The organism is Nonomuraea sp. NPDC001636, assembly GCF_040298265.1.
GTDB lineage: Bacteria > Actinomycetota > Actinomycetes > Streptosporangiales > Streptosporangiaceae > Nonomuraea.
In genome coordinates, this window is the sequence record NZ_JBEOZT010000021.1 from 176068 (window position 1) to 191084 (window position 15017).

Consider the following 15017-nt stretch of genomic DNA (forward strand, 5'->3'; position numbering starts at 1 on the left):
CGCCTGGACGATCAGGAATGAGGATCGGGCACATGACAACACGACGCATACAAGGAAGGGTCTTCGGCGAAGTCGCCGACGAGTACGACAGGGTCCGGCCCGGCTACCCGGCGGAGCTGGCCGCGGACGTGCTGGCCTACGCCGGAGGGCCCGCGCTGGAGGTGGGCGCGGGCACCGGGAAGGCGACGGAGCTGTTCGCGGCGACCGGCGTCGAGGTCGTGGCCACCGAGCCGGATCCGGCCATGGCCGCCGTGCTGGCCCGGCGGACCGCCGACCGGCCGAACGTGAAGGTCACCGTCTCGGCGTTCGAGGAGTACGTCCCGGAGCGGGCGTTCGGCCTGCTGTACTGCGCCCAGGCGTGGCACTGGGTCGACAAGGAGGTGCGCTGGCGGCGGGCCGCCGCGGCGCTGGCCCCGGGCGGCGGGCTCGCCCTGTTCTGGAACGTCGACTGGCCCGCCGACGAGGGGGCGACCGCGCGGCTGCTGGCCGCGCACGAGCGGTTCGCCCCGCATATCAGGCCCAACACCGGCCCGATCGGCAGGCCCATCGGCGAGGAGGCCGGGGCCCGTGAGTGGGCCCGGGAGATGGGGCTGCCGCCCGAGTTCGGCGACCTCGGCACCCGCCTCTACCGGTCGGGACGCACGGTCTCGGCCGCCGACTACGTCGCCCTGCTGTCCACCCAGTCGTCCTACCGCATCCTGGCCGAGGACGTGCGCGAGAACCTGTTCTGCACGCTCCTCGACACGCTCGGCGAGCAGGTCGACCTGAACGTCGAGACGGCCCTCTACCTGGCCCGCCACCTCCCCTGACCGGCGGCACGGCACGGACGGGCGCACCCCGTCACGGCTGGGCCCTGCCGGTCGCCCACGCCCATCCCGCGATCATCACCCGGTTCCTCGCGCCGATCTTGCGCTGGACCGCGGCGACATGGTTCTTCACCGTCCCCGGGGACAGGAAGAGCTCGGCGGCGATCTCCGCGTTGGTCCGCCCCTGGGCCACCAGGGCCACGATCTCGTCTTCCCGCTCGGTCAGCACCACGTCCGACACCTCCCGTTCCGGGCCGCTGCCGCGCAGCAGCCGGACGGTGAGCTGGGGGCTGATGAGCATGTCGCCGTTCACCGCCGCCCGGACGGCCTCCACGAGCAGCGCGGGCCCCGAACGTTTCAGCACGAACCCGGCCGCGCCGTGCCTGAGCGCCGCCTGGACGTACTCCTCCAGCCCGAACGTGGTGACGACCACCACGTGGATGCCGGTGCCGGACAGGGCGCGGGTCACCTCGATGCCGTCGGCGCCGGGCATGCGGATGTCGGCCAGCACCACGTCCGGCCGGACGGCGAGGGCGGTGTCGATCGCGGTGCGGCCGTCGGCCGCCTCGGCCACCACGCTCAGGTCGGGCTGGGCGTCGAGGATCAGGCGGAAGGCGTCGCGGATGCCCTCCTGGTCGTCGGCGACGAGGATGCGGATGCTCACCCGGGAGATTGTCGCAGCGGCAGCCGCGCCGCCAGCGACCACCCGTCCGGCACGGCCCCCGCGACCAGCTCGCCCCCTTGCTCGGCGACGAGCGCGGCCAGGCCGGGCAGGCCCGAGCCGCCGCGGCGGCGGCCCGCCGCGGCGGACGTCCCGTCGTTGGTCAGCGTGATCTCCAGGACGTCGCCCGGCGTCGTGACGGACAGCTCGACGCGGCCCGCCCGCGGCGCGTGCCGCCGGATGTTGGTCAGCCCTTCGATCACGATCCGGTAGGCCAGCGCCGCCGTCTCCGCCGGGACGGCCACCGCGCGGTCGATCCGCACGCCGACGTGCGCGGATCCGGCGGCGGCGAAGCGCGCGGCGGCCTCGGCGATGCCGTCCAGGTCGCCGGACGGGCCGAGGGGCCGGTCGTGGTGGAGCATGTCGAGCGTGCGGTCGAGCGTGGACAGGGCCCGCTGACCGGCCGCCTCGACGCGTTCCAGCGCCCGCAGCGGATCGCCCGCGACGGCGCCCGCCTGGGCGTGCGCGACCATCTCGCTGATGTCGTGGGCGAGGAAGTCGTGCAGGTCGCCGGCCAGCCGCAGCCGCAGGACGGTGCGGGTGTCGGCCACCGCCCGCCGCTGCCGTACGTCGAGCAGCCGCAGGTAGGCGCCCACGGCGGCGCCCGCCAGCACGCCCGTCCCCCAGAACGCGCACGCCCCCACCGCCTCCAGCGCGGAGGCCGGCGTGAAGACCCGCGGCAGCCAGGTGGCCGCGGCGAGCCCCGCCAGGAGCGCCGCGGGCACGGCCCGGCGGACCGGCGCGTACCGGACGACCAGCCCGGCCGCGACCGTCAGCGCCGCGCTCTCGGCCATGCCCAGCGCGCCGACGCCCGGCGTGGACGGGCCCCCGGCGGCCCGCCACAGGACCGTGACCGCCAGGGACGCGCCCGCGGCCGGCAGGACCAGCCAGGCGAGCCACCCGGCCCTGCTGCCGGCCAGGAACAACCCGATCGCCGCCACGGCGACGGCGACCGCCGCCGGCAGCGCGGCGGCCGCCATCCACAGCACGTTCATCCGGGACACGATATGCGCCTACGCCGCGCACCCCCCACGTGCCGAACGGCACTGCCGCGGCCCGCGGGAGGTGCCGAACGGCATCTGCCCGCCGTGCGCCCGCGCTGGCAGGCTCGTCGCATGACGATCTTCACTTCCGGCCGGTACGGGTACGCGGCGGCGCTGTGGGCGGTCGCCTACGGCCTGCTCGGCGCGGCGTGGGCGCTCGGGGCGCCCGGCTATCCCTGGGGGGCCGACGATCCCGACCCCGACGGCGCGCTGTCGATCCTGGCCGGCACGGCGCCGCCGTTCGGCTGGTGGATCGCGGCGTTCTCGGCCCTGGTGGCCGCGACGGCACTCACCCTGACCCGCCGCAACGGCCGCCGCCCGGCGGAGGGGGCGTGGGGGCGGGTGCCGGTCCTTCTGGCCTGGCCGATCGCCGCGCTGCTGGTGCTGGTGGTTCCGGACTCGCGGCTGATGATGGGCGTCGCCTACACGCCGCTGCTCCTGGCCGCGCCCCTGTTCGGCTGGGGGCTGGGCGGCGCGACGTTCGCCGACGCCTGGCCGTGGCCGGTGCTCAACCAGCTCGTGTGCGTGCTGGGCGGCCTGCTGCTGGCCGCCGCCGCGCGGGAGCACGGGCGCGGGCGCGGGAACTGGTTCACCCCGGCGCGCGGGCGGATCGCGGTGTACGTGGCGGTCGCGGTGCCGCTGGTCTACTGCGCCACTCGGTGGGCCTGGGCGCTGGGCATCCCGCTCGGCGTGAGCACGGAGTTCCTGGCCCAGGGCGAGGACGGCCTGTGGCTGGCGGGGGCGTACCTGGCGACGTTCGGGGCGCTGGGCGGCGTGCTGACCCTCGGGCTGATCCAGCGGTGGGGCGAGGTGTTCCCGCGGTGGATCCCGGGGCTGCGCGGCCGGCGGGTGCCGCCGCTGCTGGCGGTCGTCCCGGCCGGGTTCGTCTCGATCATCATCACGGTGGCCGGGCTCACCTACATCCGCTGGACCGTGGCCGGCCGGTTCGCGCTGGAGGAGTGGGGAGCATGGCTGCCGGAGTGCTTCTGGCCGCTGTGGGGCGCCGCGCTGGCCACCGCCGCCGTCTGCTACCACCGGCGCCGCAGGGAGAGCCCGCAGCCGGCGGCGGAGGTCAGCCCGCGCTCTGCCGGTCGGGCTCGATGAGCAGGACGACCCGTTCCTCCGCGCGCGAGTAGGGGCCGCCGATGTACTTCGCGGCGATCCGGTCGACGATCTCCCAGCCCGCCTCGCCCTCGACCCACTCCACGACCCGGCCCCGGACGAGCACCGGCCGGAACGGGTCGCCGGGCGGCGTCAGGGAGAGCGCTACCCGCGGGTCGCGCCGCAGGTTGAGCGCCTTGCGGGAGCGCGGGCCGGTGAGGACGGCGAGATGGTCGCCGTGCGTGCCGATCCAGACCGGGACGGAATGGGGGGCGCCGTCGGGCAGGACGGTGGCGAGGTGGGCGATCGGGGTGCCGTCGAGCACGCCGCGCACGTCGGGGTCGAGTTCCATGGTTCTCTCCGGATTCTGGGGTTCCTTGAGGAGACTCTGTAACCGTAACACCTTGAGTTCCCTCAGGGAACCCCAAAAGGTAGAGTGGGGGCCATGCAGCGCACGAACTTCGCGGAGATGGCCTGCTCCATCGCCCGCACCCTCGACGTGATCGGCGAGCCGTGGTCGCCGCTGATCCTGCGGGACGTGTGGGCCGGGGTGCGGCGGTTCGACCAGCTCCAGGCCGATCTCGGCATCTCCCGCAAGGTGCTGACCGAACGGCTCGCCCACCTGATCGACCACGGCGTCCTCGAACGCCGCCCCTACGACCGGCGGCCGCGCCACGAATACCACCTGACGGCCAAGGGCGCCGAGCTGGTCGACCTGCTCATGGTCATGGCCGGATGGGGTGACAGGTGGCTCGCGGGCGAGGCCGGGCCGCCCGTGCTCTACCGCCACCACGCGTGTGGCGAGATCAGCGCCGTGGAGCTGCGCTGCGCCCACTGCGGCGCGCCGATGCACGCCGGCGACGTCGACCTGCTGCCCGGCCCCGGCGCGACCGGCCCGGACAAATCGGCGCCCGGCGCCGGCGCGGCCGGCCCGGATGAATCGGCGCCCGGCCCCGGCGCGGCCGGCCTGCCCGGATGAATCGGCGGCCGGCGCCATGGAGGACCGGCCCGGGTAAATCGGTGGCCGGCGCCGCGGACGGTCTGGGAGCCTGAGTCATGCCTCCCACGGAACCGGGCCCTTACCGAGCCGGCGAGACGGCGCTCGTGGTCGCGATCCCCGAAGCGGAGCCGCTGGTCGGCCCCTGGCGCTCCCGGCTGGACGCCGCCGCCGCCGACGGCGTCCCCGCGCACGTGACGATCCTCTACCCGTTCCTCGATCGCGACCGTCTCGACGAGGGGGCGCTCGACCGGCTGATCGGCGCGCATCCCGCCTTCGACGTGCGGTTCACCGGGTGCGGCAGGTTCCCCGGGGTGCTCTACCTCTCCCCCGACCCCGAACGGCCATTCCGGGAGCTGACGGAGGCGGTCGCCGCCCGCTGGCCCGAGGCCCCGCCCTACGGAGGCCGGTTCGCCTCGATCGTCCCCCATCTCACGGTCGCCGACCAGCAGGAACCGGAGCTCCTCGACCACGTGGCGGCCGAGCTGGCCGCGGGGCTGCCGCTGGCCGCCCGGGTCCGCGAGGTACGCCTGCTGGTCAGCGACGGCCGCCGCTGGCACGAGGACCGGATCTTCGCACTCGGACGGCGCCTCTGAGCGCCCGGCAGGCTTTCGTCACTTACCGTGCCTTTGCCATTCCTTGGCGTTACGATCGGGGAGTTTCCGGTCCCTGATCGATCACGGAGTGCCGTATGGAGCGAACGGTTCTGGCCGCCGTCACCGAACACCCCGACGCCGACTCGGCGCTCGCCGAGCAGATCCGCCGGGTGTGCGCCGAGATGGCCGAGCTCGGCCTGCAGGTGCGCTGGACCCGCCGCACGGCCGACGCCCTGGCGGTGGTCGGCTCCGACGCCTCGCTCACGGCGATCCTGGCCGCCTGGGACGCGCCCGGCGCCGAAGACCTGCTGGCCGCGGTGGCCAAGCGCTTCCGCGGCCTGCCGGTCTTCCTGATCACCCAGGACCAGGAGCTGCCGCTGTGGGTGTACGAGGTCATCCAGGGCTACGTCTTCCCGCTGGAGGACACCCCGCAGTTCATCGCCGGGCGCATCGCGCACGCCGCCGACCAGTACGCCGACCAGATCCTCCCGCCGTTCTTCCGCGCGCTGGTGCACCTGGAGGACCACCACCCCTACTCCTGGCACACCCCGGCGCACGCGGGCGGCGTGGCGTTCCTGAAGTCGCCCGTGGGCCGGGCGTTCTTCGACTTCTACGGCGAGCGGCTGCTGCGCACCGACCTGTCGATCTCCGTCGGGGAGCTGGGCTCGCCGCTCGACCACACCGGCCCGATCGGCGAGGCCGAGCACAACGCGGCCCGCGTCTTCGGCGCCGAGCGCACGTTCTTCGTGGTCAACGGCAACTCCACCGCCAACCGCATCGTCGGGCACCACGCGATCGCCCGTGGCGACACCGTCCTGGTCGACCGCAACTGCCACAAGTCGATCCAGCACGCGCTGGCGATCAGCGGCGCGCGGCCGGTCTACCTGGTTCCCGAGCGCAACGGGCTGGGGCTGGCCGGGCCGATCCCGGCCGCCGCGCTGGAGGCGTCCGCCGTCCGGGCGCGGGTGGCCGGTCATCCGCTCGCGGCGGGCGATCCCGCGTACGCGGTCGTCACGAACTCCACCTACGACGGCGTCTGCTACGACGCGGTCCGGGTCGCCGAGTTGCTGGGCGCCACCGTGCCGCGGCTGCACTTCGACGAGGCGTGGTTCGCCTACGGCCGGTTCAACCCGCTCTACTCCCGCCGGTACGCCATGTCGGTCGACGAGCGCACGCTGCCCGGCCCGGGGCGTCCCACCGTGTTCGCCACGCAGTCCACGCACAAGTTGCTGGCCGCGTTGTCGCAGGCGGCGATGTTGCACGTCCGGCCCTCGCCGCGGGCGCCGGTCGACTTCGACGCGTTCAACGAGACGTACCTGATGCACGCCTCGACCTCGCCGCTGTACCCGATGATCGCCTCCCTCGACGTGGCCGCGGCGATGATGGACGGCCCCTCCGGGTCGTTCCTGACCGGCGAGGCGATCGTCGAGGCGGTCCGGTTCCGGCAGGCGATGACCCGGCTGGCCGCCCGCATCCGCGAGGACGGCCGCCGGCCCGGCTGGTTCTTCGGCCTCTGGCAGCCGCCCTCGGTGCTCGACCCGCACACCGGCCGGGCCGTGCCGTTCGCCGACGCCGACCCGGCGCTGCTGTGCTCGGAGCCGCGCTGCTGGGTGCTGGAGCCCGGCGCCGCCTGGCACGGCTTCGACGGCATGCGCGACGACTACGCCCTGCTCGACCCGGTCAAGGTGACGATCACCTGCCCCGGCGCGGACGCGGCCGAGGGCACGCTGGAGTGGGGCATCCCGGCCAAGGTCGTGGCCGCCTACCTGCAGCGGCGCGGCATCGTGGTGGAGAAGACCGGCGACCACACGCTGCTGGTGCTGTTCTCGATGGGCATCACCAAGGGCAAGTGGGGCACGCTGATCGACGCGCTCACCGACTTCAAGAACGCCTACGACGACGACAAGGCGCTGGCGGACGTGCTGCCCGGGTTCGGGCCGTCCGGCGTGTCGTTGCGGGCGTTCTGCGGCGAGGTGCACGCGAAGCTGCGCGACTCGGGCGTGGGCGCGCTGCTCGACCAGGTCTTCACCGCGCTGCCCGAGCCGGTCTCCACGCCCGCCGACGTCTACCAGGCCATGATCCGCTCCCGTACCGAGCGGGTCCCGCTGGATCGGCTGGCCGGGCGGGTGGTGGCGGCGACCGTGGTGGTCACCCCGCCCGGGATCCCCATGCTGATGCCCGGCGAGGCGACCGGCGCGGCCGACGGCCCGCTGCTGAGCTACCTGCGCGCCCTGGAGGACTTCGACCGGGCCTTCCCCGGCCTGGCCACCGACATCCACGGCGCCCACCGCGACGGCGAGGGCCGCTACCGGGTGGAGGTCCTCCGCGACTGACGGCCCCGCCCCCGCCGGGCCGTCAGAGCAGGCCCGGACCGTCAGGACGGGGGCCGGAGCGTCAGGGCAGCGGCCGGACCGTCATGGCAGCAACCGGACTGTCAGGGCAGTGGCCGGCGCGGCGGGCCGGGCCGGTTCAGGGCAGGGCCGGTACGGCGGGCCGGGCGTCGGTCCAGCCGACCTCGGCCAGGGTGGTGACGGACGACTTCACGGCCCCCTTCCCGCTGCCCCCGGTGGTGTACTCCTGCGCCAGCAGCGCCATCCTGCCGGTGTCGACGATCAGCCGGTTCCTCGTCCGCGGCGCCGCCTCGCCCGTCCCGTTCACCTCCTCGATCACGACGGCGACGCCCGGCCTGCCCAGCTCGTCCTTGGCGTCGCCGTCCGCGCGCACGCCCGGCATGGTGAGCATCGCCTGGTAGGCGGCGTCGCGGACCTCCTTCGGCGCGGGCAGCACGTGCAGGAGCTGGGGCAGCGTCCCGGCCACCCAGCCGGGCAGGGCGCTCGCGGGGACGCCGCCGACCCGGCCGGCCCTGGAGAGCCAGTCCTTGAGCAGGGCGGGATCGGCGGGCAGGCGCTGGACCTCGTCGTAGGTCAGCAACTGCCCGGCCAGCTCGAACGTGACGAGCTCCCGCGCGGTCCCCACGTGGCCCTTGGACGGCTCGGTGGACAGCCGAACGGTCCTCCCGTCGATCGACTCGCTCCACCTGACGGGTGAGCCGGCCCGCCGCCAGGCCTCCTTGTCGGCCGGGGTCGGCGGGGTCGTGCCCAGTTCGCGGTAGGCGTACCAGGCCCTGCCGTCGGGGGTGGTCCACCGTTCCGTGATCTGCCTCTTGACCAGCGAGTACGGGTGCACCCTGGTGCCGAACCGTCCCTCCTGCGGCATGGTGAGCAGTTCCTTGACGTGCCAGTAGGCGCCCTCCGGCGGGGCCGCCGCGGCGGGCGCCGGCGTGCCGAGGGCGGCGCCCACCGCCAGCCCGGCGCCCATGGCGATCAGGCGGCGGAAGGTCGCCGCCGCGGTCCATGAAGACGAAGTCATGACCCTCCATACGCCCGGGCCCGCCGAAGGGTTGCCCGCCGTCTTCCCCCGCTCTCGCGGGCAACCGCCGCCGGCGCCCAGGCGTATAAGGAAGCGTGAAATCGGACAGACAGCCGTGAGCGCCACGGAACACGACTTCGGCGCATTCGTGGCCGCACGCGCCACGAGCCTGCTAAGGGTCGCCTACCTCGCGTGCGGCGACGAGGCGGAGGCCGAGGACCTGCTGCAGACCGCGCTGGAGCGCACGTACCGGAACTGGGACCGGGTCCACCACGACAGCCCCGAGCCGTACGTGCGCCGCGTCATCGTCAACGCCGCCATCAGCCGGGCCCGCCGCCGGGCGATCCTCAGGATCATCCCGATGCACAGCCCGCCGGACACGCCGGACCGAGCGACGGACACCGACCTGCGCCAGGTGCTCATGGACGCGCTGCGCGCCCTGCCGCCCCGGCAGCGGGCGGTGATCGTCCTGCGGTACTGGGAGGACCTCAGCGAGGCGCAGACCGCCGAAGTGCTCGGTTGCTCGGTCGGCACGGTCAAGAGCCAGGCCTCGAAGGCGACGGCCAAACTCCGTTCGGCCCTCGGACGGGAGACAGTGGAAGGAGTGATCAGGAATGCCCACGCTTGAGGAGGAGCTCCGCCGGCTCATGACGGAGGAGACCGCCCGGCTGCACGCCGTGCCCGACCTGCTGGAACGGGTGGTGCGCGGGTCCCGGCGCAGGCGGGTGCGGGGCCGGATCGCGGCGTTGTCGGCGTCCGTGGCGGTCGTGGCCGCGCCCGTGGCGTACCTGGGCGTGAGCACGACGACCGCGACCGGCGGCCAGGTCACGATCTCCGTGACGCCGGAGCCGCCCGCCATCGACGACACCCCGCCCCAGCCGTCGGAACCGCCCAGCCTCGGCGACCTGGGCGACGGGAAGAAGTTCGGGCACGTCAAGGTGGGGTACCTGGCCGAGCGGCTGAAGTGGTCCGGCTGGTCGGTGGACTTCGGCGACAAGTACACGACCGCCTACTTCTATGAGGGCGACGACCCGGGCTCCTACCGGGTGCAGATCTACATGTACGAGGACGGCGCCGTCCAGGAGGTCGGCGACCGGATCGCGGCCTACCGCGACGAGGGGGACGGCGAGGAGGTGACCGTCGGCGACCGCGGCGGCTACCTGGTCGTCCAGAACGTCGGTGAGGACGGCATGGCGGGCACCCCCACCCTCTTCCTCCGCATGGGCGACCGCCAGTGGGCCGAGATCATGTTCAGCCCGACGTACGCCAAGGAGTTCCGCGACGCCGGGGCCGTGTCCGCCGAGCTGAAGAGGATCGCCGAGGGGCTCACCCCCAGCCCGTGACCGCCTCCGCCTCCGCCGCGCCCCCGCGGACGTGCGCGGCACCATACCTCGGGGGGTATATTGGCGGTGGAGGTGGAGCGAATGGACATGAACGCGGCCGTCCTGGCCGAGGCGCTCACCCGGCTCAAGCGGGCCCACGGCCAGCTCGGCGGGGTGATCGCCATGATCGAGAACGGTGACGACTGCGAGCGGGTGCTGACCCAGCTCGCGGCGGTGTCCAAGGCCCTGGACCGGGCCGGATTCAAGATCATCTCCACCGGCCTGCAGCAGTGCCAGGCGGCGCGCGAGCGCGGCGAGGAGCCGGCCATCACGCCGGAGCGGCTGGAGAAGCTGTTCCTGGCCCTGTCCTGATGCAGCACTGATCTCCCCACGGGCATCCGAAGGCGACGAATGAACTCGCACGCCCTCGCATGCCCGTCTTTTTACCTGCCCGATACCCCCCAGGGTATCAATGGGTAGGACGGTCCCTGACCCGGAGACCGGCCGGACCGCGACTGCGACGACACGAAGGCGGCGAAGAAGATGAGCACGATCCACATCGAGGTGGTGGAGACCTCTTCCCTGGGCGACCGCAGCTACCTCGCCCACGACGGCCAGGTCGCCCTGGTCGTCGACCCGCAGCGGGACATCGACCGGATCCTCGCCCTGGCCGGACGGCTCGGCGTGCGCATCACCCACGTGGCCGAGACCCACCTGCACAACGACTACGTCTCGGGCGGCCTGGCCCTGGCCCGGGTGACCGGCGCCGCCTACCTGGTCGCCGCCGACGAGAGCGTGCGGTTCGACCGCCGGCCGGTCTCCGACGGCGACGAGGTCACGCTGTCCGGCGCCATGAGCGTCCAGGCGGTGGCCACGCCCGGTCACACCTTCCACCACCTGTCGTACATCCTGACCGGCCCGGACGGCCCCGAAGGCGTCTTCACCGGCGGCTCCCTGCTCTTCGGCACCACCGGCCGCACCGACCTGCTCGGCGCCGAGCACGCCCACGACCTGGCCCACCGCCAGCACACCTCGGCGCACCGCCTGGCCGACCTGCTGCCCGACGGCGCCCACGTGTGGCCCACCCACGGCTTCGGCAGCTTCTGCTCGGCGACGCAGGCCGACGCCCCGGCCTCCACGATCGGCCGCGAGCGGCAGGCCAACCCGGCGCTGCGCCTGGAGGCCGACGACTTCGTCGCCCAGACCCTCGCCGGTCTCGACGCCTACCCCGCCTACTACGCCCACATGGGCCCGCGCAACTCCGAGGGCGGCGGCCCGATCGACCTCACCCCCGTACGGACCGCCGACCCCGAGGAGCTCGGGAAGCGGATCGCGGCCGGGGAATGGGTGGTCGACCTGCGCTCGCGCAAGGCGTTCGCCAGCCGCCACCTGACCGGCACCCTCAGCTTCGGCCTCGACGGCCCCATGTCCACCTGGCTCGCCTGGATGGCTCCTTGGGGCGCGCCGATCACCCTGCTGGGCGAGGACGCCGCGCAGGTCGCCGCCGCCCAGCGCGAACTGGCCCGCATCGGCGTCGACCGCCCGGCCGCCGCCGCGACCGGCGACCCCGGCCGGTGGGCCGGCGGCCACGACGACCGGCTGGGCGAGCTGGCGGTGGCCACGTTCGCCGACCTGGCCGCCGTCCGCGCCGGGCGCGCGCCCGCGCACCTGCCCGCCCCGGACGTCGTGCTGGACGTGCGCATGACCAACGAGTGGCGGGCCGGCCACATCGCGGGCGCCACCCACATCCCGCTGCCCGACCTGCCGCACCGCCTGGCCGACGTCCCGGCCGGCACGGTGTGGACGCACTGCGGCTCCGGCTACCGGGCGGCCGCCGCCACCAGCCTGCTCGCCCGCGCCGGACGCCGCGTGGTGCACATCGACGACGCCTACGCGGCGGCCGCCGAGGCGGGCCTGACCATCACCGACGACTAATGGGACCCGGCGAGTTCGCCGCCGTGCGCGTCCCGGGCTCCCCCGACGTGCCGCGCGCACCACACCACCCTGCGCCCGGACGCGCGCCGCCGTCAGGAGTGGGCGTGGCGGTCGAGGCCGAGGGTGGAGATCAGGTCCTCGTGCAGCTCGAACCAGACGCGGTGACAGGAGTCGACGTCGGTGCGGTCGACCCACGCGCCCTCCCCGTTGCGGGCGCGGGCCAGGGCCGCGGCGAAGCGCGTGTCGTACCCGCCGAAGCGGGCCAGGACGCCGGTCAGCCGGTCGGCGAGCGGCTGGAGGGCGCGGCCGACGACGCTGAGCTCGTGCAGGATCCGGGCGTCCCAGGCGGGGTCGGAGTGGTCGTTGGCGGCGAGCCGGTCGCGGCCGTCCGGACGCAGCTGCCAGTCGGTGCACGCCTTGAGCAGCAGGGCGTTCAGCGGGAGGAACTCGCGGTGGACGTCGCGGACCTCCTCCCCGCAGCCGGCCTGGTCGAGCTCGGCGGCCAGGCGCCGCTCGTCCTCGGCCCGGCCCGCCTCGGTGAGCGACCAGCCGCCGGTGCCGGCGAACTCGGAGCGGCTCACCCAGCCGCGCGCCTCGGCGTCGAGCAGCTCCTCCTCCGTCTCGGCCACGCCGAGCGCGTACCGGCGGGCGAGCACCGGGGTGTCGGCGAAGCCGGTGACGCGTACGGCGTGCAGCGCCAGCAGGTCGGGCGCGGACTGCCGGGTCATGAGCCGGCCTCCTGACGGGTGGTCAGGCGGGTGTAGTGCTGCTGGCACGCCTGCGGCGAGTTGAACCCCATCGCCTCCGCCATCTGCGCCCAGGTCAGCCCGGCGCTGCGGGCGGTGAACAGCAGGGCGGACTCGATCGCCTCGACCTCGGCGCGCGCGGCGGGCAGCAGGGCCAGCGCGCCCAGGACGTCCTCCGGCTCCAGGCCGGCGTTGCGCCAGACGGCGAACCGCGTCAGGTCGACCGCCGACGGCGGGACGGGCGGGGGTTGCCACGGGCGCGGGTCGAGCAGGTCGGCGCCCAGGGCCATGAGCCGCCGGCGGGCCTCCTTCTCGCGCTGGGCCTGGAGCTGGTCCGCGTTCGGGGCGCGGACGGGGTCGTGGTTGCGTTGCATGCGGGACATGATTCACAATCGGCGGGACATCGTCAACATTTTGTTGAAGGGCGGGCGGATGATCGTACCCCTTGTGGCGGCCGCGGCCGACACCTGCGGGGGCAAGGGCGGCGCGCTCGGCGCGCTGCTGCGGGCCGGGCTGCCGGTCCCGGACGGTTTCGTGGTGCCGTTCGCCGCCTACCTCGCCGCGGTCCGCGGTCTCGACCTCGGACGGCACACCGCCGGACCGGACGACCTGGCCGCGGCGCGGCGGGCGATCGAGGCACGCACGCTCGACGCCGGGCTGGCCGCGGCGCTGGCGCGGGGGCTCGCCGGGCTCGGCGACCCGCTCGTGGCCGTGCGGTCGTCGGCGGCCGACGAGGACACCGGCCTGAGCTCGGCCGCCGGCCGGTACGAGAGCTTCCTCGCCGTGCGTGGCGCGGGCGGGGTGGCCGAGGCGGTGCGCGCCTGCTGGGCGTCGCTGTTCTCGCCGCGCGCCGCCGCCGGCCGCGGGTCGGGCGACGGCAGCGGGTCCGGCGACGGCCCGGCGATGGCCGTGGTCGTCCAGCGCCACCTGGACGCCGAGGCGTCCGGGGTCATGTTCACCCCCGGCGGGCCGGGCGAGCCCACCGGGATCGAGGCCTCGTGGGGCCTCGGGCCCAGCGTCGTGGGCGGCACGGTCACCCCCGACTCCTACCGGGTCGCCGCGGACGGATCGGTCGTGCGGGCCGTGGCCGACAAACGCACCCGCCTCGACCGGGAGGGCGCGCGGCTCGTCGTGCGGAACGTGCCCGACGACCTCCGGGGGCGGGCGGCGATCGACGACGCGACCGCCGTGCGGCTGGCCGGGCTGGGCGCGCGGATCGCGGCCCTGCGCGGCGGGCCGCAGGACGTCGAGTGGGCCGTCGCGGGCGGCCGCGTCTGGATCCTGCAGGCCCGCCCGGTCACCGCCGCTCCGCCGCCCGCCGGCCCGCCCGCCCCGGAGGCGGACGTGCCGGCCGGGGCGCTCGTCGGGACGCCGGGCAGCCGCGGAGCCGTCACCGGCACCGCGCGGATCGTGCGCGGGCCGCGCGACTTCGCCCGCGTGCTCCCGGGCGACGTGCTCGTCTGCCCCTTCACCGACCCGGCGTGGACGCCGCTGCTGCGCATCGTCGCCGGCGTCGTCACCGAGACCGGCGGCGTGCTCTCGCACGCCGCGATCGTGGCCCGCGAGCACGCCATCCCCGCCGTCCTCGGCGTCCCGGACGTGACCAGCAGACTCCGGGACGGCGCGCTCGTCACCGTCGACGGCACCGCCGGTACCGTCACCGCCACCTGACCCTGGGAAAGGAGAGGGGAGCGGTCTCCGACCCGCCGCTCCCCGATCATCCATGTCGCTACGACGCCTCTACCTGGCCCGCCACGGCGCGGCCGACGCGTTCGGGCAGCTCACCGACGCCGGGCGGCAGCAGGCTGCCCTGCTCGGCGAACGGCTGGCCGCGATGCCGATCGGCGCGGTGTGGCACTCGCCGCTGCCGCGTGCCGCCGAGAGCGCGCGCGAGCTCGCCCGGCAGCTGCCCGGCGCGCCGGGCGTGCCCGTCGCCGCGGCCGACGAGCTCGTCGACCACGTGCCGTACGTGCCCGCCCCAGCCGAGACGCCCGCGTCCTGGGCCGGCTACTTCGACGGCTTCGACCAGGCGGAGGCGGAGGCCGGCCGCGCGCTCGCCGACGCCCTGGTCGCCCGGTTCGCGAAGGTCCCCGACGAGCCCGACTCCGACCTGCACGAGGTGCTGGTGACGCACGCCGGTCAGATCGCCTGGCTGGTGCGGCACGCCCTGGACGCGCCGCCGCCCCGGTGGCTCGGCCTGAACAGCGCCAACACAGGCCTGACGATCATCGAGTACCGCACCGGCCTGCCGCCCACGATGGTGATGTTCAACGACCTGAGCCACCTCCCGTCCGGCCTGCGCTGGACCGGGTTCCCGCAGGACATGTGGCCGTGAGCGGCGGGCCGGGGGGCGTCGGGAGGTGGCGTCAGGGGATGCCGCG

17 protein-coding genes are annotated in these 15017 nt (G+C 74.9%); 11 read left to right on the plus strand and 6 right to left on the minus strand.

The features are described from left to right. The first annotated feature begins 32 nt into the window (after positions 1-32). Complete coding sequence (locus ABT158_RS33425) at positions 33-809, plus strand: class I SAM-dependent methyltransferase (protein WP_352360322.1); 777 nt, start codon at positions 33-35, stop codon at positions 807-809. 31 nt (positions 810-840) lie between these two features. Here the strand turns inward: ABT158_RS33425 and ABT158_RS33430 are convergent, their stop codons facing one another. Both ABT158_RS33430 and ABT158_RS33435 read right to left on the minus strand, forming a co-directional pair. Then, entirely contained in the window at positions 841-1470 is a 630-nt protein-coding gene (locus ABT158_RS33430) for a response regulator (protein WP_352360324.1), read from the minus strand. After that, the gene (locus ABT158_RS33435; protein ID WP_352360326.1) at positions 1467-2522 is read right to left on the minus strand and encodes a sensor histidine kinase; all 1056 of its coding nucleotides are present in this window, start codon (positions 2520-2522) and stop codon (positions 1467-1469) included. The genes ABT158_RS33430 and ABT158_RS33435 overlap by 4 nt, the downstream gene beginning before the upstream one ends. A gap of 120 nt (positions 2523-2642) precedes the next feature. Between ABT158_RS33435 and ABT158_RS33440 the strand changes: the two genes are divergently transcribed. After that, positions 2643-3674, plus strand: a complete 1032-nt coding sequence (locus ABT158_RS33440) for a hypothetical protein (RefSeq protein WP_352360328.1) — start codon at positions 2643-2645, stop codon at positions 3672-3674. On the opposite strand, the gene ABT158_RS33445 is transcribed toward ABT158_RS33440, so the two are convergent. Next, positions 3643-4023 (minus strand): PPOX class F420-dependent oxidoreductase, encoded by a 381-nt coding sequence (locus ABT158_RS33445; protein ID WP_352360330.1) that lies wholly within the window; start codon positions 4021-4023, stop codon positions 3643-3645. The two genes, ABT158_RS33440 and ABT158_RS33445, sit on opposite strands and share 32 nt — an antisense overlap. 93 nt (positions 4024-4116) lie before the next feature. On the opposite strand from ABT158_RS33445, the gene ABT158_RS33450 reads away from it, so the two are divergent. The 3 genes from ABT158_RS33450 to ABT158_RS33460 all read left to right on the plus strand — a co-directional run bounded on the left by ABT158_RS33450 (position 4117) and on the right by ABT158_RS33460 (position 7597). Next, complete coding sequence (locus ABT158_RS33450; RefSeq protein ID WP_352360332.1) at positions 4117-4650, plus strand: winged helix-turn-helix transcriptional regulator; 534 nt, start codon at positions 4117-4119, stop codon at positions 4648-4650. Positions 4651-4727: 77 nt separating this feature from the next. Then, positions 4728-5264 (plus strand): 2'-5' RNA ligase family protein, encoded by a 537-nt coding sequence (locus ABT158_RS33455; protein ID WP_352360334.1) that lies wholly within the window; start codon positions 4728-4730, stop codon positions 5262-5264. 95 nt (positions 5265-5359) lie between these two features. Further along, entirely contained in the window at positions 5360-7597 is a 2238-nt protein-coding gene (locus ABT158_RS33460; RefSeq protein ID WP_352360336.1) for an Orn/Lys/Arg family decarboxylase, read from the plus strand. 136 nt (positions 7598-7733) lie between these two features. On the opposite strand, the gene ABT158_RS33465 is transcribed toward ABT158_RS33460, so the two are convergent. Beyond that, positions 7734-8633, minus strand: coding sequence for a hypothetical protein (locus ABT158_RS33465; RefSeq protein ID WP_352360338.1), 900 nt, complete (start codon positions 8631-8633; stop codon positions 7734-7736). Between the two features lie 115 nt (positions 8634-8748). Between ABT158_RS33465 and ABT158_RS33470 the strand changes: the two genes are divergently transcribed. The 4 genes from ABT158_RS33470 to ABT158_RS33485 all read left to right on the plus strand — a co-directional run bounded on the left by ABT158_RS33470 (position 8749) and on the right by ABT158_RS33485 (position 11890). Next, positions 8749-9261: a SigE family RNA polymerase sigma factor gene (locus ABT158_RS33470; protein WP_352360340.1), complete on the plus strand. Its 513-nt coding sequence runs from the start codon at positions 8749-8751 to the stop codon at positions 9259-9261. Further along, complete coding sequence (locus ABT158_RS33475; RefSeq protein ID WP_352360342.1) at positions 9248-9976, plus strand: hypothetical protein; 729 nt, start codon at positions 9248-9250, stop codon at positions 9974-9976. Before ABT158_RS33470 ends, ABT158_RS33475 begins: the two co-directional genes overlap by 14 nt. An 81-nt stretch (positions 9977-10057) precedes the next feature. Continuing rightward, positions 10058-10327: a metal-sensitive transcriptional regulator gene (locus ABT158_RS33480; RefSeq protein WP_352328991.1), complete on the plus strand. Its 270-nt coding sequence runs from the start codon at positions 10058-10060 to the stop codon at positions 10325-10327. Between the two features lie 171 nt (positions 10328-10498). Beyond that, on the plus strand, positions 10499-11890 hold the full coding sequence (locus ABT158_RS33485) for an MBL fold metallo-hydrolase (protein WP_352360345.1): 1392 nt from the start codon (positions 10499-10501) through the stop codon (positions 11888-11890). Positions 11891-11982: 92 nt separating this feature from the next. On the opposite strand, the gene ABT158_RS33490 is transcribed toward ABT158_RS33485, so the two are convergent. Beyond that, the gene (locus tag ABT158_RS33490; RefSeq protein WP_352360347.1) at positions 11983-12618 is read right to left on the minus strand and encodes a transcriptional regulator; all 636 of its coding nucleotides are present in this window, start codon (positions 12616-12618) and stop codon (positions 11983-11985) included. Continuing rightward, complete coding sequence (locus ABT158_RS33495) at positions 12615-13010, minus strand: DNA-binding protein (RefSeq protein ID WP_352360349.1); 396 nt, start codon at positions 13008-13010, stop codon at positions 12615-12617. Before ABT158_RS33495 ends, ABT158_RS33490 begins: the two co-directional genes overlap by 4 nt. A 58-nt stretch (positions 13011-13068) precedes the next feature. Here ABT158_RS33495 and ABT158_RS33500 point away from each other — a divergent pair, with 58 nt between their 5' ends. Both ABT158_RS33500 and ABT158_RS33505 read left to right on the plus strand, forming a co-directional pair. After that, complete coding sequence (locus tag ABT158_RS33500) at positions 13069-14307, plus strand: PEP/pyruvate-binding domain-containing protein (RefSeq protein WP_352360351.1); 1239 nt, start codon at positions 13069-13071, stop codon at positions 14305-14307. A gap of 52 nt (positions 14308-14359) precedes the next feature. Next, positions 14360-14971: a histidine phosphatase family protein gene (locus tag ABT158_RS33505; RefSeq protein ID WP_352360353.1), complete on the plus strand. Its 612-nt coding sequence runs from the start codon at positions 14360-14362 to the stop codon at positions 14969-14971. Positions 14972-15017: the final 46 nt, after the last annotated feature.